Genomic DNA, 18,872 nt, shown 5'->3' with positions numbered 1-18,872 from the left:
AACTAAACATTAACTAATTAGGTTTACTTTTATGCTTAACAAAATAGTCGAATTATTTAGAAGTGATGATACCAACCCCTTGGTATGGTAAGCTTGCAGTAGTAAGAGCATGTACTGTTAGAATTTATGTGATAGCAGGTGATTTACTTAAATCTCTGGCTTTTATTCTCAAATGTGGTGCCAATATAGTAGCAACAATGGGAGCAATGCTAGCATATGAGCATTATACAGACACAACTTCGCAAGAAAGTCCGATGATAGGAAATGAAGCACAAGCTGCAATATAATAACAAAATATTTTTAACGAATTTAGAGGACACACCGACTCTAAATTCGTATTCATTGACCATTCAAACCGTTTTTTAGTCTAATTTTGACTTGTTTTAAAGAACGAGGAGTTGCGTCTGTAACTTCAATTTCAATATTTTCTGAAATATCTATTCTAGTACCGATAGCCGGAACACTACTGACTCTAGTCAATACTAATCCACCTATCGTATCAAATTCATCATAATCATTGTGTAGCTTTTCTCCTATTATTTCTTCAAGCACTTCTACTTCAACACGTGCATTTGAAATAATTGTTGAGTTATTAATAACCTTGAAATTATCGCTATCTAATTGCTGATCATGCTCATCATCTATTCGTCCTACTATTTCTTCTATCAGATCTTCAATAGTAACTAAACCGTCAGTACCGCCATACTCATCAACAACTATTGCAATATGTGTTCTCTCACGACGCATTTTTGCTAACAAATCTAATAATTTCATAGAAGGAGCTGCAATTATATGCTTACGTATAAGCTTTTTTAAACGACCGTTTTGCTTTGTAGCCAATGCTTTAAATAAATCCTTGATATGAATGAACCCTACTACATTATCCAAAGTACCATCATATATAAGAGTTCGTGTATGTGGGACTTCTAACTTAATAGACTCACTTAATTCTTCTAGATTCGTAGTTAATTTTATTGCCGCAATATCGGAACGCGGTACCATTATATCTTCAATAGTTTTATCTTCTAGCTCCAATAAATTAGCTAAAATATTACGCGCGTCTAAAGTCATTTTTTGGCTATTAATTTTAAGGCGTTTTATGACACCAAAAAAATTATCGGGCGTTTTTGTTTTTCTAAAAAAATTTTTTATCGGAGAGAATAATTTTCGTACAGTAAAAATTAACTTATTATTTTGATTTTTTTTACTAGAATCTTCTTGTTTTGAAGATTTTAACATAAATTTTTTTATTTAGTTAATAAGGGGGAAAATACTGAAATATGATAATATTTCAATTTCTAGATTTTCCATAATATTTGCTTCTGTGTCATTTTGATGATCAAAACCAATTAAGTGTAAAATACTATGTATTAAAAGATGAATAAAATGATTCTCAAAAGTTTTGTGCTGCTCGCACGATTCGTTATATATTACCTCATAACAAAATGCTATATCACCTAAATGCATATAATCAGAGTCACCTAAAAATTCAAGTTTAGAGTATAAATCCTGCCAATTTAATTCGTTGCTTGGAAAAGAAAGAACGTTAGTAGCTTTTTCTATATTACGAAACTGTTTGTTTAAGGTCAATATTTCTGCAGCATTTGTTAGTAAAATTGATAATTCAAATTGTTTTATTTTACTAAAATTATCATCAAACCGCAATAAAATATTTTGAGTTATTTTTTTGATTAAACTCTTATTTATCTGCTTATACTCACGCCATTTGTTGTAGTTTCTTACAATTTCTACGTTTATCATTGTACCAAATATTGAATAAATAGTCTTTATAGACTTAGCTGTAACTTAAGAGCATATTTTAAAAGCTGTATATCTTCATTAGAGATAACGTTAATTTTAGATTTTAATCTTACTTTGCTTACTGTCATTATTCGATCAGTCATGGCTTTACCTTTTTTGCTACCTATCATTACGTAGGCTTCACAAGGATAGCATTTATCGATGTTACTAGTTAAAGGTATTACTTGCACACGATTTAATAAAGCATTTGAGTAATTATTGCCAGTCTTACCTTAGCGACTTCCCACCTAACAAAAGATTAAAGTCGACCACCATACCTCAGCTCTTTTCATAAAAATCGCGTTCTATTAACCCTTCTACCCACTCATTGGCCTTCTCCTCAGCTTTTGTATCTTGAACCATGGCTTTGTAGCGGCTCCAAACTTCTCATTAATTACATAAGGTTTTACAAGTTGCTCAATAAATTTGCTAATTTTACGTTCACCTATTACAGAATAAAGCCTATAATAAACCGCTTCATCTATAGTAATTGTCAATTTCTTCTGCATAAAATACTCGTATACACGTGTGTTACACGTATGATATCATATATATAAATTAATCAACATAAGGATTATTTACTTTAGTAAACAAAGAATAATAGCTCTGAAAACTGACCACACAGGCAATAAGCATGATATTTTAAGACACCAGTTTTTGTTGGTAATTCTCTCTTAATTTTTGAAAATCCTCATCGGCATGGTATGAAGAACGGGTTAGCGGGCTTGCCGAAACCATCAAGAATCCTTTTGTTTTTGCTACTCGCTCTAGATATTTAAACTCTTCCGGCGTAACATATTTTGCGACCTCAGCATGATTTTTGGTAGGCTGCAGATACTGCCCGATAGTTAGGAAATCAACCTTTGCTTCTCTTAAATCATCTATAACCTGTACTACTTCATTTATTTCTTCTCCAAGTCCTACCATCATACCGGATTTTGTAAAAATTTCAGGAGATAATTTTTTAATATTATGAAGTAAGCTTAAAGAATTATAATATCTAGCCCCTGGTCTAATCGTTTTGTATAAAGACGGTACTGTTTCAACATTATGGTTAAAAACGTCAGGTTTTGCGTTTGCTATTATTTCAGCTGCTCCTTCTTTTCTTAAAAAATCGGGTGTTAGAATCTCAATAGTAGTATTTGGCGATGATTTTCGGATTTCGCTAATACACTCCGCAAAATGTGACGCTCCACCATCCTCAAGATCATCACGATCGACGGAAGTAATTACTACATGCTTAAGATTTAGCTTTTGTACCGCCTCCGCTAACCTTTGCGGTTCATAGGGATCAAGTAAATCCGGTCTACCCGTTTTAACGTTACAAAACCTACAAGCTCTAGTACAAACCGAACCTAAAATCATCACAGTTGTATGTTTTTTTGACCAGCACTCACCAATATTAGGACAAGCAGCTTCCTCGCACACAGTATTTAATCTCAGATTCTTTATTAAATCCTTTGTATTATAGTACTCTGTAGAATTAGGAGCTTTTACTTTTATCCAATCAGGTCGTTTATTTAAATTAGCCATAAAACGGAAATAATTCAATTAATTTTGTCACTTCATTTAATACTTTCTGCTCAAGAGCGCTATTATCTTCATTATTTTTTAAGCCGTCTAAAATATCTGCTACCATATGACCGACTAATACAAAATCCTTTTCTTTAAAGCCTCTAGTAGTACATGCGGGAGTACCAAGGCGAATACCTGAAGTGATAAAAGGCGAAGTTTCATCAAACGGGATAGCATTCTTATTACACGTAATCCCTGCTCTATCCAAAGAATTTGCGGCAAGCTTACCCGTGATTCCGTCTTTACGCAAATCCACTAAAACAATATGATTATCGGTACCACCTGTTAATATATCATATCCTCTTTCTTGCAAGCTACTTGCTAAAGCTTTAGCGTTACTTATTACCTGCTGAATATAACTTTTATATTCAGGCTGCAAATTTTCTAAAAAAGCTACGGCTTTTGCAGCTATTATATGCATTAACGGACCACCTTGTAGTCCTGGAAATAATGCAGAATTTATTTTGTGACCTATCGCTTCATCGTTAGATAAAATTAAACCGCCTCTTGGACCTCTAAGTGTTTTATGAGTAGTAGAGGTAACAGCGTGAGCATAAGGAATAGGGCTTTGATGCTCACCTGTGGCAACAAGTCCTGCAATATGAGCAATATCTGCCATAAAGTAAGCTCCTACTTTATCCACGATTTCTCTAAATTTTGCAAAATCAATATTACGAGGATAAGCAGAAAAACCGGCTATAAGTAATTTTGGTTTATGCAAATCCGCTAAGCGTGCAATCTCATCATAATCGATTAAATAAGTCTCTTTATTTACGCTATAAGAAACGGCGTTAAACCATTTACCAGACATATTAGGAGCTGCACCGTGCGTTAGATGCCCGCCGCTATCTAAGGACATACCAAGAACCGTATCACCCGGCTGTAATAAAGCAAGATATACAGCCTGATTTGCTTGTGATCCTGAATGAGGTTGGACATTTGCATATTTGCAGTTAAAGAGTTTTTTTACTCGTTCTATAGCTAAATTTTCAGCTTTATCTACTTCCTCGCAACCGTTATAGAATCGCTTACTTGGGTATCCTTCAGCATATTTGTTAGTCAGAAGCGCCCCTTGAGCTTCAAGCACAGCAGGACTTACGAAATTTTCTGATGCAATAAGCTCGATTACGCTACTTTGACGTAGCTTTTCATGCTTTATTATTTCATTAATCTCTTTATCCGTTTCATGTAAATTATTATTAAAAATATTCATTCATCCTCATATTTTTTTGGTTTTGTTGTGTGGATATCTAATCATCATTGCGAGGAAAAATTGAAAATTTTGACGAAGCAATCTCATACCAAAATCCTGAGATTGCCACGCAGCCTACGGCTGCTCGCAATGACGGTTATTTATAAAATTAATCGCAATCTCAAGCCCCCGTCCATCTATTGAATGAGCAAGAGACGTTAATTTATGTCCGCTATGCTCTATATGCAGCTTAGATAAATAGTTTGAAGCATTATACATCTCGCTAACACCGACCACCTCATCTAATTCCCCATGAATCAAGCATATAGGAGTAAGCTTATTATTCACTTCCATAGGTGGAATTAATGCACCTGAAAAACCTATAGTACAGCAAAACGGCTCTTTTTGAACTAGTGTTAAATATAATCCTATCATCGTACCTTGAGAAAAGCCAATAATTATAGTATCTTTGTTGGTTAGATTTAACTCGTCCTGCTTTTGCTTTATTATATCTTCAACCTTAGAAATATTATTTGCAATTAGCTTTGCCATAATATGCGGGCTGCGGTCTTGCAAACTAAACCATTGTCTACCATAAGGCATCATATCATAAGCCTCGATACCATGCGGGGAAATAAAATGACAATTGGGCAAATAATTTTTGATATAAGGCACAAGTCCTATTAAATCATGTCCGTCCGAGCCGACACCGTGCAGTAATACTACTAGCTTCTTCGGCGGCTGCTCTTTACTTTCTACTTCGGGGTATTCTAAATATTTGCTCATGTTTTTATATGTTTATGTACTTAAAATATTAAGGTTGAGTAGTAGTGAAGGTCAATTTCAAAAAGAGCAAGAAGTCTGCAAGGCGAGGAGCAGAGCGTATACTGAATACGTGAACACCGCAGAACTTACTAGACGAATACACCAATTTTTGAAATTCACCGAGTATACGCTTTCAACATCTTCTCAAGTTCTCCACTTTGATATAACTCTCTAGCAATATCACACCCGCCGACTAATTCTCCGTTAATGTATAATTGTGGGAATGTCGGCCAGTCGCTAAATTTTTTTAAATCTTCACGTAATTCAGCATCAAAAAGTACATTAATATCACGAAATTCTACACCTAATTTATTCAAAATAGCTACTATGGTTCCTGAAAATCCGCATGCAGGCGACTTTTTAATACCTTTCATGAACAATACTACTTTATTATTTTTTATCTCATTTTCTATAAATTTAAAATTTTTATTTTCTAGCATTTTAAGACTCAATAATTTATCTTCTAAAATACACTTTCTATAGCAATATATGCAAGCACAAATAGTTAATAAAATTTTTGAGATTTTTAGCAAGAATAATCCAAATCCGAAAACCGAATTAATATATAAGAATGATTTTACCTTATTAATAGCGGTCATATTATCTGCTCAAGCCACCGATATATCAGTAAATGTAGCAACTAAATCTTTATTTGCAACTTATGATACACCAGAAAAAATTTTAGAACTCGGCGAAGAAGGACTTAAAAAATATATAAAATCTATAGGACTATTTAACAGCAAAGCAAAAAATATTATCGCATTATGTAAAATATTGATAAGCAATTATCAAGCTTCAGTACCGAATGATTTTAAGGCATTAATTAAACTACCGGGCGTTGGCAGAAAAACTGCTAATGTTGTACTAAATTGCTTATTCGGCATGCCTACAATGGCAGTTGATACGCATGTCTTTAGAGTAGCCAACAAAATCGGGCTTGCTAAAGGCGGTACTCCTGAAATAGTAGAAAAAGAGCTACTGCAGATTATCGATACAAAATGGCTAACGCATGCCCATCACTGGCTAATTCTGCACGGCAGATATATATGCAAAGCTAGAAAACCCGATTGCGACATCTGCCCTATTAAAGAGTATTGCGATTATTATTTTAACCTTAAATAAGAGTTATAGTAAATCTTATAAATTACCAATTATTTCTGAATAATATTCATGTTCTATAGAATTAGGTTTAGGATCAAGTGTTGCTAATGTTTCTAAATGACAAGTAACGAACAGTGCACCTTTTACCTTGCCCCCTGCATAGATACGGATGTTTGCAAAACCAAGCGAATTCTCCTTCCATTTGTGCACTAGTTAATTCCCGTTTTTATCATAAAGACTAAATAAAGTTTTGTCATTATCCTCAATAAGTTTTATAGGGGTTTGTTTATTATCTAAATTTTCTTGCTGATGTCCTATATATATTTTATCTAAAACTCCTTTTTTCTCATATTCTTTAAGAATTATTTGTGTCATTTCTTTTACCGGTACAGTAATCATATATTCTTTTTTATTAGAATAAATATCTTTGGCACAGGCGGCAATAAAACTATGAAGTTTAACTGCAAGATTTTTATGTTTTATAATAAAAGGTTTTTCTTGATATATTGGAAGTCTTGCTATACCAGAATGCGAAATAAAGCTTGCATTTTGAGAAGTCAGCATGGTTATAAACATCTCTATAGATGAAGTATCACGCGAGTCATATTTTATTGGAAACAAAGGCTACATAATACATCGGTTAAGCCTTGATCATGGTAATCTAAGCTAGCGGAAAAGGCATACTTCCCCTTAAAAATTTTTATCACCAGATCATTACCTTGATAAGAACTTTGAAAGCTACTCTGCTTACCCAAAAAATCTTGCCAAGCAGACATATTCGCTCCGTTGACTTTTACCATATAAAAATGTAAATCATCTTCCTGTTTATAATGATGAATTTCTGAATTTACTTTTTGTATTTGTGTCTCTTGTAACTTTTTAAAAATACCCTGTAAATCAGAATATTGTTTATCTATTTTACTGAAATTATACTTAGAACCAAGCTGTAAAGCTCGCCCATATTGCATTTCGATTCCATCCGGGGTTTTATCTTCTTTACATACAGCTTTTATAAATTGACTTAACTGTTCTTCATCTTTAGTAAAATTATTTTTTTAAATTTCTCTAAGAATTTTTTTAATAAAGCCTCTTTTCTGCGATCTGTCATATTAACATCACAATATGATTAGTAATATTTATGCCTGTTTTTAATCTTAAATTCAAAATATCTTCCATATATCTATAGAAGGTATAAATTTCTATAGTTTGGGGCTTAAAAGATGAATTATCATTTAATTGCAAAATAAAATCATTTACTTCTTTCCAATGTTCATAAGTTGATATATCAAGAGCGATAATTTTATCCTTTACTATAATAAGGATTTTGAAGAAAATTAAAAATCTCTTGTAAGCTTATTCCCTCTAAATTTGTACAATCTAAGACACCGTCTTTCATAAAAGATAGTGCTTCTTTCAATTGATCATTGATTTTTCTTTCATTTTATAAATCTTTTAAATATTAATTCTTAAAGAAGTATTAAAAAATTAATATTTTATCAACAAAATATCTTATGTGATTATAAAGATACGGATAAGTGATGTGTACAAATACTTTAAATTTTAATATATTTTCAAGTTGACAATTTTTTGCTTACTTCATAACATCTAGGCTCACTTTGATAAAGGTAAAATTTATGCGTTCAGCACTTATAACTTCTATATTAGTAGCTGTAGCTTTCTTAACAAGTGCTTGTAATACAATGCAAGGTGCAGGTCAAAATATACAGGCAGCCGGTAAAAAACTTAAAGATTCAGCAGAAAGCAATAAGCCTCAAAAAGGTTGCGGCTGTCCTCACAGCTCAGCTAACTAAATATACTGTTTTTTATCATGGGTCGTCTGCCAATTCTTCATTTACTCGGAGTATATATCGCAGACGACTTTTTATTTTTCTGCCTCATCGATTTCTGCTTTTAGCTTTTCTATTTCTTCTTTTGAAAGTTTAGTATATTTAATTATTGTTTCTAGAGGCCCTTTATCAATTAGCATTTCTTTTGTTATTTCAATATTTCTTCTAGCTTCGCCTTCAGCTCTTCCTTCCTCTTTCATCTTTTTAAAAGCACTAGTTTTCAATTCTCAGCCACTCTAAACGATTTTCATATTCCTCTCTTTCTGCATCATTTAAATTTATTACCTCAAGCACGGTTAATGCTTTTTTCAATACATCATTATCCAATTCTTTCGGTCAATTATCTTTATTTAATAAATCATTACGTGTTAAAAATGCTAGCCATATATCTAAAGCATTTTTAACTTTCTTGACAACATCAGATAACTCCTCCTTAGGATGCTTAGCAAATTTATTAATCTCTATCGTATGTAACTCTATATCTTTAAAATATACTAAACCACTTTTTATTTCCTTTAACTGAAAAGAATTATGATATTCATCTGTATCTGTAATACTGGTAAAATTAAGTATGTGTATCCCTATTGTTTTATTTAATGCCACATAATCTGATCCCTCTTTCAGTTGCTCCGTATACATTTTCGCCCAGTAATACAAAGCTCTTTTATCGTAATCCACTTCATCGGTTACTTGGATTTCGATTTATACCTTTTACTGCTTTTACTTTTGGTTTTTATATCAAGTATAGATAGTTTATCGGCTTTAAAATTCTTTGGATTATACGGATTAAGTAATGTTACTTCTACAATCTGATCTTTCTCACTTACTATCGAATTAATAAGCGATATCAATAAATCTTTATTCTCTTCTACTCCAAAGATTTTTTTAAATGCTCAATCTACTCTCGGATTAACTTTTGACATATTATTATGTTACTGAATGTGATTGTCTTTTTATTTTAGCATATTCTGAGGTAAATATTCTACTATAAATTTATATTAAATCTTTTGCTTATTCACCAATCTATATATCTCTTTTTTACTATAAACATCTTTGAATTTGTCATAAACAAGTTCGGTAGTAGTTTTGCTACTTAAGTTTTTACTTAAGCAAAGTTCTATAAATTTTTCTAAATTTTTGTGTTGGTTTTGTTCCTGTATATTTCCTGAAATCAACAATACTATCTCACCTTTTAAAATATTATTTTGATAGAACTCTATTATTTCATCTATATCCCCTGTTTTTATTTCTTGATACAGTTTAGTTAACTCACGAGCTACACATATTTCTCTGTTTCCTAGTATTTCCTTAGCTACCGATAAAGTATTTATCAAACGAGGAACCGTTTCAAAAAAAATCAAAGTAGCCTTAAGATTTACTAGTTCAGAAAAAATCTTTTTCTTACTTTCTATAGTTTTAGGTAAAAACCCGTGAAATAAAAATCGATCAGTAGGAAGAGCCGATAAAGTTAGAGCAGTAACCGGTGCAGATACTCCTGGTACTACGTCTATATGACAATTAAGATTGCGTATACCTCTAACTAACTTATAGCCGGGATCGGAAATTAAAGGAGTTCCTGCATCAGAAATTAAACTTATTATATTGCCCGATTTTATTAAACTTATGATATTTTCTCTATCTTTCTCGTCACTATGATCATTATAAATTTGTAATTTTGTATGAATATCATGTTTTGCTAGCAATTTTTGTGATATTCTAGTATCCTCGCATAAGATAATATCCGAATTTTTTAAAGTCGATATAGCACGAAGCGTTATATCTTCAAAATTACCGATCGGTGTTGAAACAATATATAATCCCGGTTTGGAAAGATATCTAATCATAGTTTTTTAATTTTAAGTAACATTATGGCTAGTATAAAACATAAACTACGAATCGTTCTATCATTTTTTTGCTTGATATATTTAACGTCCTGTCAAACTCCTAAAGAAGAACCTATAAGTTTTCCTAAAAAAGAACAAACAGAAATTGAGATTGCAATTTTAATGCCAAATCAGGGTCCTGATAGTATTGTCGGGAAACAATATAAAGATTTAATTAAAATGGGACTTAACGACGGAATCAAATCTTACATACATGTTACTTCTTACGATGGTTCAGACGAAAAAAACGTTTTAGCTGCTATGGATAAAATAGTAGCACGTAAAACTAAGATTATTTTAGGTCCTCTATATTCTAACTTTACCTCTCTAATAGCCGAAAAAGCAAAGGCAAATGATATTATTATAATAACTATGTCAAATAATCCGGCTCTTGCAGAAGATAAATTATTTGTATTCGGTCATGCACCTTTAAAACAACTGATACGTATCATTAATTATTACGCAAGTAACAACCATAAAGATTTTATGGCATTATTACCTAAAGGGAAGCATTCGCAAACTATTAGTCAAGTAATGCAAAATATATTGATTCAGAACAATGCATCATTATCACGCACTGAATTTTATGAGGATAATCCTGAATCTATAGCAAAAGCCGCAAGAAATATTTCAGACAATACCGATATTATAAATGAACATAGCGACACGACAAAACCGGTTATTTATCTATCAGACAATCCAAAAAATTTAAACCTACTTGCTGATAGTATTCGTAAATATAATTTAGATAAAAAAGCTATTTTAATCGGTGATCATCGTATTGATATCGATTACCCTGAAAATATCGATCTTAGCTTTACCGGCTCTTTAAATTTACTCAATAGCAACGTTCCGGATAGGGCAAAAAACTTAGGTATTAACCATATAGGCTTCATGCATCTTCTTTCTTATGATTTAGGACGTATGACTGCAAACTATATAGGCAATGAATTTGTATCTGAAAGGTTTTTAAATAGAATGAACAGTAGACAACCTTATATAGGTTTATCCGGTAATATTTATTTCATCGATGGAGTAGCTCAGAGACGATATGATGTTATTAGGAAAGAGAATGGGATATATTCTACTGTTTCAGGAAATTAGGGCGTTGTTGTATCTTGGTCACTCAGTAACCTGACCATGTGTTGTACGAATGTTCAGGATGTCATTCCCGCGGAAGCGGGAATAACATTGAGTAGGTTTTTCAAGCCATGCAACAATGCTGGTCAAACCACATGATGACAAAGGGACACTAACTAAAGATTAATTATTTATTTTTATCATTATCACTACCGTCGTCTTTCATGCCGTCTTTAAAAGCTTTAAGACCTTTAGCAAGATCGGACATGACTTGCGGTAATTTGCCGGCACCGAATAATACAAAAATAATTAATAAAACTATTAATAAATGGCTAAAGCTCATTCCCATGATATTTTTTTACTGTATAAGTTAAAATTTAATTATATAAGATATTATAGCTCTAATCTAGGATAAAATAATTAAAGAAATGTTTACTAAAAAACAATTTTCAGAATTTTTTGCTACTTTTTTTTATATCGGGAAAATAAAATACTACCCAGGCACTTTTGGATCGATTGCTGCTTTCCCTCTAACTTATTTCTTAATATATTTTATTGTTAATAACAAAATAATCATTCCTTTCTTAAGTCTTACTCTCGGTGAAGCTCAACTTGTCAGTATATTTATTATAAGCTTTAGCCTATGTTTGATACTCTTAATACTCGGCACTTATTTTACTAAAATATATTTAAATTATACAAATTCAGAAGACCCTAAAGAAGTGGTCATTGATGAAGTAGTAGGGCAAATACTAACTATTGTTTTAGTATTTTTTTCCGCTTTATTTGCTAATGAATCGTATTTAATTAAATATTTTAGTCCGCTAACAATAAATATTATATTACTTTTCGTATTACCTTTTTGTCTATTCCGATTTTTTGATATAGTAAAGCCCTGGCCTATTAATTGGTTGGACAAAAATATTAAGGGCAGTATCGGCATTATGCTTGATGATTTGCTAGCCGCAATATTTGCTGCGGTAACTCAATACGCAATTATATTTGTGTTAATAGATATTCGACAATAGATTTGCTATAAAAAAAGATCATTGACTAATTTCTAATATAATAATATGATACGATAAATATTTATAAATTTTTAAAGAGATAGTTTTCATGTTCGCAGTTATAAAAGCAGGTGGAAAACAATATAAAGTAGACAGAAATAGTATTATTAAAGTCGAAAAAATTGATGGAGAACTTGGCTCTAAAATTCAGTTTGATCAAATTTTAATGATTGGCGAATACTCAAAGCCTTCTTTTATTGGGACTCCAATAGTTAAAGGGGCTGTCGTTACGGCTGAAATTACTAACCAACTTAAAGATAATAAAATTATAGTCTTTAAGAAAAAGCGTAGAAAAAATTATCGTCGTAAAGCCGGTCATCGTCAAGAATTGACGGAATTAAAAATATTAGATATTACCAAACAATAATAATAACTTAAAAGGAATTATAAAATGGCAACCAAAAAAGCCGGTGGTAGTTCTAGAAACGGAAGAGACTCAGCCGGTCGAAGGCTGGGAGTTAAAAAAGCCGATGGACAATATGTAATACCCGGTAATATTATAGTTAGACAACGCGGCACAAAAATTCATCCTGGAACGAATGTAGGGCTTGGTAAGGATCATACAATATTTGCTTTGATAGAAGGTAGAGTAGAATTTTTAACTAAGCGACATCATAAAATCGTGAATGTTAAAGAAATTGCAAGGACTTAAGTATTGCGATTTGATCTACTAGTGTTACGTGGAACGAAAAATGCTTTTTATGGCATTGTTACGTTGATTGGTAAAGTCCACTTGGTCACCCCGTGGCGTGGCTTGACTAAAGGGCCCATAAAAATAATTTAAAGTACTAATATTATTAGTATTTTAAGCTGGATCCCGTGATCAAGTCGCGAGATGACAATTGAAAACCGTTCCATACAATAATGTCTGTAAGTGCGCTAGATGACGACAGGCGGAAATTAATTATATAACATAATATTCTATTAGGCTTTATTTATGGCCTTAATAATTCAAAAGTTCGGTGGCACTTCCGTTGCAAATATTGATAGAATAAAAAAAATCGTTCCTATCATAAAAACCGAAATAGCTAAAAATAACCAAGTAATTGTAGTAGTTTCGGCTATGGCAGGTGTTACTAATCAACTTGTCACATTGTGTAATGAAGTATCAAGCCTTAATAACATTTCTCAATTTGCAGAATATGATGTAGCACTTTCTAGCGGTGAAATAGTCACTGCTTCATTACTAGCGCTCGCTCTTCAAGAAGAAGATATAAAGGCGCGATCATTTCTAGCTTGGCAATTACCGATGCTCACCGATAATAATCATAGTAAAGCTTTAGTAGAATCAATTACTACAGATTTACTAGAAAAATATTTACAGTTAAATACCATCCCTATAATAGCCGGTTTTCAAGGAATTAACAAATCCAATAGGTTAACTACTTTGGGCAGAGGAGGATCTGATACTACTGCCGCCTTAATCGCTGCAGCTATGAAAGCCGATAGATGTGATATTTATACCGATGTAGAGGGAATATTTACTGCTGATCCAAGAATTATTCCAAATGCCAAGAAGATAAAAGAAATAGATTTTTTAGAAATGTTAGAACTAGCATCAAGTGGAGCAAAAGTACTACACCCTAGAGCCGGAGAGTTAGTAATGAGGTATAAAATAGATATGCGTGTTCTGTCAACATTTTCACCGGATACAGAAGGTACGTTAATCACTTCAAAGGATAAAAATATGGAGAATGGGATTATTAACAGCATTACTTCTAATAAAAATTTATTAAAAATATCTGTAAAGAGCATGTCTTTAAGTTTTTTGCAAGTTGCAAATATGATTACACAAAATAATAATCATATTGAGTTTATGCAAGAGATAAAAAATAATGAAGAATATAGTTTTATTACAAATTTAACCGATAAAAATAATTTACAAGCTTTACTGACTAATTTAAAAGATGATAAGCAGATACAAGATTTTACTTTTGATACCGAAATTGCTACAATCTCTCTTATTGGTTATGGGATTAAAAATGATTGTAAATTACTTGAAACGATATTATCAAAGTTAACGAACGATAATATAAATGTTTACATGATACAATTATCAGAAGTTAAAATTACCTTATTCATAAATGATCAAGATACAGAAAAAACAATTTTTAATTTATATAATCTTTTTAAAATATCTTAGATTCTGCATCTGAAATTTAATTTATAGAAAAAGAAGTGGAACAGACATGGCTCATACTACAGAAAAATTTTATAATTTGTGACAAAAAAAGTTAAAATAGATTAATTTAAATTTCATATATAAGACCTAAATACTTAATTCAATAGCTTAATTTATTATTTTCATTATAATTATCTTCTATTTACTATTTTTATTAGTTATATATTAATAAATAAGTCTAAGAGACTATCTATGAAGTTATTTTAACTCTCAATTTTTAGGAAATTTTACAGGAACAAATAATGAGCGAAGATATAAGGTCAAAAGAACGATTTAATCGGATTAACGATATATCAGAAACAAATAAAGATGATCCAGAAGAAATTAGAAATAATTTTAAAAAATTTGTACTGAATATATTAGAAATAGACAATATAACCCCGTATAAGTTAAGTGAAAAAACAGGTACTCATGAAACAGCGTGGAAAAATTTTCTAGATGGTCGTACAAAAATGCCTGATATGGGAGCAATTGTTGCTCTTGCAGATTATAAAAATGTTCCACTAGATGAAGTAATAGGCAGAGATATAAATAAAGCAAAAAAGATAACGGTAGAAATAAAACAAACTCCGCAAATATCGGCATCTATAGCTAAACTACCAAAAGATATACTGCAAGAAGCCATGTTGATAGGAGAAAAAACTAGAGGGTTTATTCATAAACCACAAAATAAAACTGAACAAGTTAAAAGCTCTAATAAACCGAAAGGAAGGTCTATCTAAATAAAAATATGTTTTTCAATATTGAGCCTAATATAAAACTTAAAACCTTACTTGATATTCTAAAATGGAAAATAACTTCAAAACAACCAAAATGGCCGACAACACTGCCGTTTACTTCCACTGATATTCCACCACAAAAAATAACTAGCAGTAAAAATACACAGCTAAATCTCGATCGCTTCAGACAAGATGAATTTAAGGACGAGTCTGCACAGTGTACATTAGTACGTGACTACAGACGAGTTCCACGAAATTCATTAGTATCAAGCGATCGAGATGACGCTGTACGAATAGCCTACGTAGGACATGTAACCTTTTGAATTCAAATAGACGGTTTAAATATCTTAACCGATCCGGTATGGTCGGAGCGGGTTAGTCCTTTTACTTTTACAGGACCAATGCGAGTGGTAAAACCCGGTATTAATTTTACCGATTTACCTAAAATAGATGTTATATTAATAAGCCATAATCACTATGACCATTTAGACATCAGAACAATTAAAGATTTATGGGTACAAGATAACCCTAAGATTATTACACCGCTAATGAATGACGTAATAATCAAAAAACATATTACCGATGCAGAAATTGTTACCTTAGGGTGGGGAGAGTCATATAAAGAACAAGAAATACAGCTAAATTCAAAAAGTTTCTAAGAAGATGAAATTAAAGGCGATGTAGAATTTTATTTAGAACCGACACAGCATTGGTCGGCTAGAGGAATATTTGATAAAAATAAAGCATTATGGGGAACTTTGATCATTAAAACTAAGATAGGAGATATTTGTTTTATAGGTGATTCGGGTTATAACGATAATCTTTTTAAAGAGATCGGAAAAAAACATAATATTGATGAAAATAAGTTGATTACCCCTGAAATAGGTGAATTTTTCCTATTTGATAAAAATGATTTATAGTTTATGCACTTAAATTAGATGTGTTTTGTCTACCCATACTATATGTTTTACTGGATCCCGTGAATAAATCACGGAATGACAGAGAGGAATAATATAAGCCACACCAACCACCCCTGAACGACACAAAATTCAGTTTATAATGGAGATAAAAGCATATTTATTACTGAATAAAAATTGACAATTTCTGATTTATCACAAGAAGAGAAAATAGAGCTACTAAATGGTTGTGCTTGGGGCGTTGCATTAGTCCATAATATTCTACCACCTTTTGCTTCTACTATTCCTATAGACATAAATATATTATCTGCATTACTTACTGAACAACCCAAAGCACTCATTAAAAAGTCATGTGTACGAGCTCCATTATTCTTTATCATTTGCACATAATTAAGTAATACAAATATATCAGCTCCTGTTTTTTCTCCTAACATTATAACAGGTTCACCTCAGGCCATAATAAAGGCGTATATAAAGCAGTATAAGTATTATTATAGGAGCTACGGAAACGAGATACTAAATCACATCAAGCTTTTGTGTTCTAATATCTTTGTTGTACCATAGCTTAACTCTTAAACCATCCTTCTGCATTGCTAAAGAAATTTCTTGCTTCAACAATTCTTCCAAATGATCTTCATAGTTATATTTACGTTCTTTGCAATTACCAATATCTAACGTATATACTTCCGTTTGCATCGGTAAAACTAATATTTCCTTGTATACATAAGATACTAAAAATTATAGATTTATGAAAAATTTTACGCATAACATTTAAAGTTACCGTCAAGATTTATTTTTTACCTATTACGGTTAAATAATATGGTCATAGAATAAGCAAGTACGGCAAACATGCAAAGATATAAAATCGGGAATAGGTTAAAATCAAATGATTTTATTACCTTTGCACAAATATAATTAGCAGTACCGGACATTAACATTGAGCCGATATTATGTCCTAAACTTATAATACGATAGCGTTCTTTAACTACAAAAGACTTAATAACTATACTATGAGCAAGAGAATTAAAAGGTGCAACTGATGCAGCTAACATTAAACTAGCTGCAAGCCCTAAATTAGTCATTTGATATTTTACTGCTATCACAAAAAATACACTTGCTGTAATAGTACATATAAATGCGATTTTTAATACTGAATTAACTCCTAAGCGATCGGCAATAAAACCGGCAATCGGCATGCAAACAGCAAAACATATTACTATTAAGACCGAAAAAGCACTCATAATAATACCGACTGAAGGTAATACGATCGGTAAATAGTGCTTCATAAAGATGATCACAATTTGATATGTTGCTCCAAAACCTCCGGCTAAAAATATTAACGGTGCAATATTTTTCCATTGCTTTTTAATTATAGAGCTAAGTTTTTCAATAGAATCTTGGCTATAGTGTGCTTTTTTAAACTCCGGTGTTTCATCAAATTTCCGGCGATAATAAAGAGTTATTAATGCAAGTGGTAAACTTAGTAAAAACGGAATACGCCAACCCCACTCCGGAAAAATATGAGAATTAAAGAAATTAGTTGCACCGATTCCGCATAATAAACCCATTACTCCTGTACATCTAGTTATTGCCGAGGCAGTAAATCGGTATTTTGCTCCTAAATGTTCAATAACATAAATCGCTGCACCGTCATATTCCCCTCCAATAAAAATACCTTGCATAAAGCGACATAAAACTAAAATTATTGTACTCCAAACTCCTATCGAGGAATAATCGGGCAATAAACCTATTATTAAGGTAGGGATTACAATACCGATAATCGTAAAACTTAAGGCTTTTTTTCGACCGTATATATCCCCTATACGTCCAAAAATATAAGCACCCATAGGCTTTGATAAATATGCTGCTGCATAAACGGCAAAAACATTTACAAGCTTTGTTAATAGATCAGTACTGGCTGAAAAGAATTTATCAGCGATAATTGCCGCTGAAAAACCATATAAACTATAGTCGTAATATTCAATAATAGTGCCTAAAAAAGCACCGAGAACTTTATTGCGTGATTTTGTTTGTTTCATTTTAAAGGTATACTGTGAGTAAACGAAAAGTAGGTAGACGACGAAGTTTAATTTGGAAAAGAGCAAGGCGTTTTGAAGCTGATAACCGCAGTGTACATACTAGTAAGTGAAGATTATCAGCAAAAGACAACGTAACCAATTTTTCAAATTAAACGAGTATACATGACCGCTTTGGCCGTTACTTAAAATCCTTCAAAGACCTTTATGTAAAGGTGGACTTCATATATCTAAACTGAATTAGTATTAGACAGGGACGATGTCCTAAACGTTAGTGGTAGTCCTAGGCTAATATTAAGCTCACGAACCAAGCAGCTAATAGTTAATATATCACTTTCCCATTTTACGTGCAAGGTTTTCTAGGTAACCTGCTATAGTATTTAAGGTTTCTGCGAATTTTTCTTCGTCGGGATGATTTTTTTGAAGACCATTTTTATTAAGTTTTGCTGTTAGACTAGCTATTTCAGCTTGTGCATTAAGTAATGCCATAACTAATAATAGCTCAAAAGAGGCTGTGGGACTACCAAGTTTAATTTCCGCTATTTTATCATTCAATTTATTCGCTAAAGATAGTAATGCTTCCTCATCTCCATTATTACAATATAATTGAAAACTCTTGTTATTTAATGTTACCGTAACAATTGACAT

General features: G+C 31.9%; 30 protein-coding genes, 1 other RNA gene and 1 pseudogene. 12 read left to right on the top strand and 20 right to left on the bottom strand.

Translation table 11 applies throughout. From position 1 onward, the window contains the following. The first annotated feature begins 65 nt into the window (after positions 1-65). Entirely contained in the window at positions 66-287 is a 222-nt protein-coding gene (locus ABVF33_RS00675; protein ID WP_499705869.1) for a hypothetical protein, read from the top strand. A gap of 52 nt (positions 288-339) precedes the next feature. On the opposite strand, the gene tlyC is transcribed toward ABVF33_RS00675, so the two are convergent. From tlyC to grxD, 7 genes and pseudogenes are all read right to left on the bottom strand, one after another. Beyond that, the gene (gene tlyC / locus ABVF33_RS00670) at positions 340-1,239 is read right to left on the bottom strand and encodes a hemolysin C (protein ID WP_499705868.1); all 900 of its coding nucleotides are present in this window, start codon (positions 1,237-1,239) and stop codon (positions 340-342) included. A gap of 12 nt (positions 1,240-1,251) precedes the next feature. After that, positions 1,252-1,761: an rRNA maturation RNase YbeY gene (ybeY, locus tag ABVF33_RS00665; RefSeq protein ID WP_499705867.1), complete on the bottom strand. Its 510-nt coding sequence runs from the start codon at positions 1,759-1,761 to the stop codon at positions 1,252-1,254. A 26-nt stretch (positions 1,762-1,787) separates the two neighbouring features. After that, a pseudogene (locus ABVF33_RS00660) lies at positions 1,788-2,009 on the bottom strand (type II toxin-antitoxin system PemK/MazF family toxin); the annotation flags it as partial. Positions 2,010-2,442: 433 nt separating this feature from the next. Continuing rightward, complete coding sequence (gene lipA / locus ABVF33_RS00655) at positions 2,443-3,333, bottom strand: lipoyl synthase (RefSeq protein WP_499705866.1); 891 nt, start codon at positions 3,331-3,333, stop codon at positions 2,443-2,445. Then, entirely contained in the window at positions 3,326-4,588 is a 1,263-nt protein-coding gene (glyA, locus tag ABVF33_RS00650) for a serine hydroxymethyltransferase (protein ID WP_499705865.1), read from the bottom strand. The genes lipA and glyA overlap by 8 nt, the downstream gene beginning before the upstream one ends. 114 nt (positions 4,589-4,702) lie before the next feature. Continuing rightward, positions 4,703-5,353 (bottom strand): alpha/beta hydrolase family protein, encoded by a 651-nt coding sequence (locus ABVF33_RS00645; protein ID WP_004997508.1) that lies wholly within the window; start codon positions 5,351-5,353, stop codon positions 4,703-4,705. Between the two features lie 155 nt (positions 5,354-5,508). Continuing rightward, positions 5,509-5,832 (bottom strand): Grx4 family monothiol glutaredoxin, encoded by a 324-nt coding sequence (grxD, locus tag ABVF33_RS00640; RefSeq protein ID WP_499705864.1) that lies wholly within the window; start codon positions 5,830-5,832, stop codon positions 5,509-5,511. 49 nt (positions 5,833-5,881) lie between these two features. Between grxD and nth the strand changes: the two genes are divergently transcribed. After that, a complete protein-coding gene (gene nth / locus ABVF33_RS00635; protein ID WP_499705863.1) occupies positions 5,882-6,514 on the top strand; it encodes an endonuclease III in 633 nt (210 codons plus the stop codon). A 15-nt stretch (positions 6,515-6,529) separates the two neighbouring features. Here the strand turns inward: nth and ABVF33_RS00630 are convergent, their stop codons facing one another. From ABVF33_RS00630 to ABVF33_RS00620, 3 genes are read right to left on the bottom strand one after another with little or no spacing between them, the layout of a single operon-like run. Next, on the bottom strand, positions 6,530-6,703 hold the full coding sequence (locus tag ABVF33_RS00630) for a hypothetical protein (protein WP_499705862.1): 174 nt from the start codon (positions 6,701-6,703) through the stop codon (positions 6,530-6,532). 3 nt (positions 6,704-6,706) lie between these two features. Beyond that, on the bottom strand, positions 6,707-7,114 hold the full coding sequence (locus tag ABVF33_RS00625) for a hypothetical protein (protein ID WP_499705861.1): 408 nt from the start codon (positions 7,112-7,114) through the stop codon (positions 6,707-6,709). Continuing rightward, on the bottom strand, positions 7,102-7,461 hold the full coding sequence (locus ABVF33_RS00620; RefSeq protein WP_234943893.1) for a hypothetical protein: 360 nt from the start codon (positions 7,459-7,461) through the stop codon (positions 7,102-7,104). Before ABVF33_RS00620 ends, ABVF33_RS00625 begins: the two co-directional genes overlap by 13 nt. Before the next feature lie 666 nt (positions 7,462-8,127). Here ABVF33_RS00620 and ABVF33_RS00615 point away from each other — a divergent pair. Beyond that, complete coding sequence (locus tag ABVF33_RS00615; protein ID WP_499705860.1) at positions 8,128-8,304, top strand: entericidin A/B family lipoprotein; 177 nt, start codon at positions 8,128-8,130, stop codon at positions 8,302-8,304. Positions 8,305-8,375: 71 nt separating this feature from the next. On the opposite strand, the gene ABVF33_RS00610 is transcribed toward ABVF33_RS00615, so the two are convergent. The 4 genes from ABVF33_RS00610 to rsmI all read right to left on the bottom strand — a co-directional run bounded on the left by ABVF33_RS00610 (position 8,376) and on the right by rsmI (position 10,184). Further along, positions 8,376-8,564 carry a hypothetical protein gene (locus ABVF33_RS00610; RefSeq protein WP_499705859.1) on the bottom strand — a complete coding sequence of 63 codons (189 nt, stop codon included), beginning with the start codon at positions 8,562-8,564 and terminating at the stop codon, positions 8,376-8,378. A gap of 112 nt (positions 8,565-8,676) precedes the next feature. Continuing rightward, on the bottom strand, positions 8,677-9,018 hold the full coding sequence (locus ABVF33_RS00605; protein WP_499705858.1) for an Rpn family recombination-promoting nuclease/putative transposase: 342 nt from the start codon (positions 9,016-9,018) through the stop codon (positions 8,677-8,679). Between the two features lie 8 nt (positions 9,019-9,026). Next, the gene (locus ABVF33_RS00600; RefSeq protein WP_499706119.1) at positions 9,027-9,221 is read right to left on the bottom strand and encodes a PD-(D/E)XK nuclease family transposase; all 195 of its coding nucleotides are present in this window, start codon (positions 9,219-9,221) and stop codon (positions 9,027-9,029) included. Positions 9,222-9,338: 117 nt separating this feature from the next. After that, on the bottom strand, positions 9,339-10,184 hold the full coding sequence (rsmI, locus tag ABVF33_RS00595; RefSeq protein ID WP_499705857.1) for a 16S rRNA (cytidine(1402)-2'-O)-methyltransferase: 846 nt from the start codon (positions 10,182-10,184) through the stop codon (positions 9,339-9,341). 24 nt (positions 10,185-10,208) lie between these two features. Here rsmI and ABVF33_RS00590 point away from each other — a divergent pair, with 24 nt between their 5' ends. Continuing rightward, positions 10,209-11,327, top strand: a complete 1,119-nt coding sequence (locus tag ABVF33_RS00590) for a penicillin-binding protein activator (RefSeq protein ID WP_499705856.1) — start codon at positions 10,209-10,211, stop codon at positions 11,325-11,327. A gap of 163 nt (positions 11,328-11,490) precedes the next feature. On the opposite strand, the gene tatA is transcribed toward ABVF33_RS00590, so the two are convergent. Next, the gene (gene tatA / locus ABVF33_RS00585; protein ID WP_004997483.1) at positions 11,491-11,652 is read right to left on the bottom strand and encodes a twin-arginine translocase TatA; all 162 of its coding nucleotides are present in this window, start codon (positions 11,650-11,652) and stop codon (positions 11,491-11,493) included. A 79-nt stretch (positions 11,653-11,731) separates the two neighbouring features. On the opposite strand from tatA, the gene ABVF33_RS00580 reads away from it, so the two are divergent. The 8 genes from ABVF33_RS00580 (at position 11,732) to ABVF33_RS00545 (ending at position 16,191) form a co-directional block, all read left to right on the top strand. Beyond that, the gene (locus ABVF33_RS00580) at positions 11,732-12,331 is read left to right on the top strand and encodes a phosphatidylglycerophosphatase A family protein (protein WP_499705855.1); all 600 of its coding nucleotides are present in this window, start codon (positions 11,732-11,734) and stop codon (positions 12,329-12,331) included. 88 nt (positions 12,332-12,419) lie between these two features. Next, the gene (gene rplU / locus ABVF33_RS00575) at positions 12,420-12,737 is read left to right on the top strand and encodes a 50S ribosomal protein L21 (protein ID WP_004997480.1); all 318 of its coding nucleotides are present in this window, start codon (positions 12,420-12,422) and stop codon (positions 12,735-12,737) included. A 24-nt stretch (positions 12,738-12,761) separates the two neighbouring features. Continuing rightward, complete coding sequence (gene rpmA / locus ABVF33_RS00570) at positions 12,762-13,022, top strand: 50S ribosomal protein L27 (protein ID WP_499705854.1); 261 nt, start codon at positions 12,762-12,764, stop codon at positions 13,020-13,022. 285 nt (positions 13,023-13,307) lie between these two features. Then, positions 13,308-14,513 (top strand): aspartate kinase, encoded by a 1,206-nt coding sequence (locus ABVF33_RS00565; RefSeq protein WP_499705853.1) that lies wholly within the window; start codon positions 13,308-13,310, stop codon positions 14,511-14,513. A gap of 281 nt (positions 14,514-14,794) precedes the next feature. Beyond that, on the top strand, positions 14,795-15,274 hold the full coding sequence (locus tag ABVF33_RS00560; RefSeq protein WP_499705852.1) for an XRE family transcriptional regulator: 480 nt from the start codon (positions 14,795-14,797) through the stop codon (positions 15,272-15,274). Positions 15,275-15,282: 8 nt separating this feature from the next. Next, complete coding sequence (locus tag ABVF33_RS00555) at positions 15,283-15,594, top strand: palindromic element RPE3 domain-containing protein (protein WP_499705851.1); 312 nt, start codon at positions 15,283-15,285, stop codon at positions 15,592-15,594. Then, complete coding sequence (locus tag ABVF33_RS00550) at positions 15,595-15,930, top strand: MBL fold metallo-hydrolase (RefSeq protein WP_499706118.1); 336 nt, start codon at positions 15,595-15,597, stop codon at positions 15,928-15,930. 99 nt (positions 15,931-16,029) lie between these two features. After that, on the top strand, positions 16,030-16,191 hold the full coding sequence (locus ABVF33_RS00545) for a hypothetical protein (RefSeq protein WP_004997461.1): 162 nt from the start codon (positions 16,030-16,032) through the stop codon (positions 16,189-16,191). 134 nt (positions 16,192-16,325) lie between these two features. On the opposite strand, the gene ABVF33_RS00540 is transcribed toward ABVF33_RS00545, so the two are convergent. The 5 genes from ABVF33_RS00540 to ABVF33_RS00520 form a co-directional block, all read right to left on the bottom strand. Then, on the bottom strand, positions 16,326-16,622 hold the full coding sequence (locus tag ABVF33_RS00540) for a hypothetical protein (protein WP_499705850.1): 297 nt from the start codon (positions 16,620-16,622) through the stop codon (positions 16,326-16,328). Between the two features lie 82 nt (positions 16,623-16,704). After that, positions 16,705-16,884 carry a hypothetical protein gene (locus ABVF33_RS00535; protein ID WP_499705849.1) on the bottom strand — a complete coding sequence of 60 codons (180 nt, stop codon included), beginning with the start codon at positions 16,882-16,884 and terminating at the stop codon, positions 16,705-16,707. A 101-nt stretch (positions 16,885-16,985) separates the two neighbouring features. Further along, positions 16,986-18,227: an MFS transporter gene (locus tag ABVF33_RS00530; protein WP_499705848.1), complete on the bottom strand. Its 1,242-nt coding sequence runs from the start codon at positions 18,225-18,227 to the stop codon at positions 16,986-16,988. A 159-nt stretch (positions 18,228-18,386) separates the two neighbouring features. Then, a non-coding RNA gene (ssrS, locus tag ABVF33_RS00525) (6S RNA) lies at positions 18,387-18,545 on the bottom strand. 9 nt (positions 18,546-18,554) lie between these two features. Further along, positions 18,555-18,872, bottom strand: a complete 318-nt coding sequence (locus ABVF33_RS00520) for a cell division protein ZapA (protein ID WP_499705847.1) — start codon at positions 18,870-18,872, stop codon at positions 18,555-18,557.

The organism is Candidatus Rickettsia barbarica, assembly GCF_041477405.1.
Classification (GTDB): domain Bacteria; phylum Pseudomonadota; class Alphaproteobacteria; order Rickettsiales; family Rickettsiaceae; genus Rickettsia; species Rickettsia rickettsii.
The sequence above is the reverse complement of the archived record's forward strand: the minus strand, read 5'-3'. Positions and strand labels throughout refer to the sequence as shown.

Excerpts from the sequence above, each read along its gene's own strand:
- rpmA (WP_499705854.1), top strand. The coding sequence starts at position 12,762 with ATGGCAACCAAAAAAGCCGGTGGTAGTTCTAGAAACGGAAGAGACTCA.
- grxD (WP_499705864.1), bottom strand. The coding sequence starts at position 5,832 with ATGCTAGAAAATAAAAATTTTAAATTTATAGAAAATGAGATAAAAAAT.
- ABVF33_RS00535 (WP_499705849.1), bottom strand. The coding sequence starts at position 16,884 with ATGCAAACGGAAGTATATACGTTAGATATTGGTAATTGCAAAGAACGT.
- ABVF33_RS00645 (WP_004997508.1), bottom strand. The coding sequence starts at position 5,353 with ATGAGCAAATATTTAGAATACCCCGAAGTAGAAAGTAAAGAGCAGCCG.
- rsmI (WP_499705857.1), bottom strand. The coding sequence starts at position 10,184 with ATGATTAGATATCTTTCCAAACCGGGATTATATATTGTTTCAACACCG.
- ABVF33_RS00530 (WP_499705848.1), bottom strand. The coding sequence starts at position 18,227 with ATGAAACAAACAAAATCACGCAATAAAGTTCTCGGTGCTTTTTTAGGC.
- tatA (WP_004997483.1), bottom strand. The coding sequence starts at position 11,652 with ATGGGAATGAGCTTTAGCCATTTATTAATAGTTTTATTAATTATTTTT.
- ABVF33_RS00555 (WP_499705851.1), top strand. The coding sequence starts at position 15,283 with ATGTTTTTCAATATTGAGCCTAATATAAAACTTAAAACCTTACTTGAT.
- rplU (WP_004997480.1), top strand. The coding sequence starts at position 12,420 with ATGTTCGCAGTTATAAAAGCAGGTGGAAAACAATATAAAGTAGACAGA.
- nth (WP_499705863.1), top strand. The coding sequence starts at position 5,882 with ATGCAAGCACAAATAGTTAATAAAATTTTTGAGATTTTTAGCAAGAAT.
- ABVF33_RS00620 (WP_234943893.1), bottom strand. The coding sequence starts at position 7,461 with ATGCAATATGGGCGAGCTTTACAGCTTGGTTCTAAGTATAATTTCAGT.
- ABVF33_RS00675 (WP_499705869.1), top strand. The coding sequence starts at position 66 with ATGATACCAACCCCTTGGTATGGTAAGCTTGCAGTAGTAAGAGCATGT.
- lipA (WP_499705866.1), bottom strand. The coding sequence starts at position 3,333 with ATGGCTAATTTAAATAAACGACCTGATTGGATAAAAGTAAAAGCTCCT.
- ABVF33_RS00615 (WP_499705860.1), top strand. The coding sequence starts at position 8,128 with ATGCGTTCAGCACTTATAACTTCTATATTAGTAGCTGTAGCTTTCTTA.
- tlyC (WP_499705868.1), bottom strand. The coding sequence starts at position 1,239 with ATGTTAAAATCTTCAAAACAAGAAGATTCTAGTAAAAAAAATCAAAAT.
- ABVF33_RS00580 (WP_499705855.1), top strand. The coding sequence starts at position 11,732 with ATGTTTACTAAAAAACAATTTTCAGAATTTTTTGCTACTTTTTTTTAT.
- ABVF33_RS00560 (WP_499705852.1), top strand. The coding sequence starts at position 14,795 with ATGAGCGAAGATATAAGGTCAAAAGAACGATTTAATCGGATTAACGAT.
- ABVF33_RS00520 (WP_499705847.1), bottom strand. The coding sequence starts at position 18,872 with ATGTCAATTGTTACGGTAACATTAAATAACAAGAGTTTTCAATTATAT.
- ABVF33_RS00565 (WP_499705853.1), top strand. The coding sequence starts at position 13,308 with ATGGCCTTAATAATTCAAAAGTTCGGTGGCACTTCCGTTGCAAATATT.
- ABVF33_RS00540 (WP_499705850.1), bottom strand. The coding sequence starts at position 16,622 with ATGTTAGGAGAAAAAACAGGAGCTGATATATTTGTATTACTTAATTAT.
- glyA (WP_499705865.1), bottom strand. The coding sequence starts at position 4,588 with ATGAATATTTTTAATAATAATTTACATGAAACGGATAAAGAGATTAAT.
- ybeY (WP_499705867.1), bottom strand. The coding sequence starts at position 1,761 with ATGATAAACGTAGAAATTGTAAGAAACTACAACAAATGGCGTGAGTAT.
- ABVF33_RS00590 (WP_499705856.1), top strand. The coding sequence starts at position 10,209 with ATGGCTAGTATAAAACATAAACTACGAATCGTTCTATCATTTTTTTGC.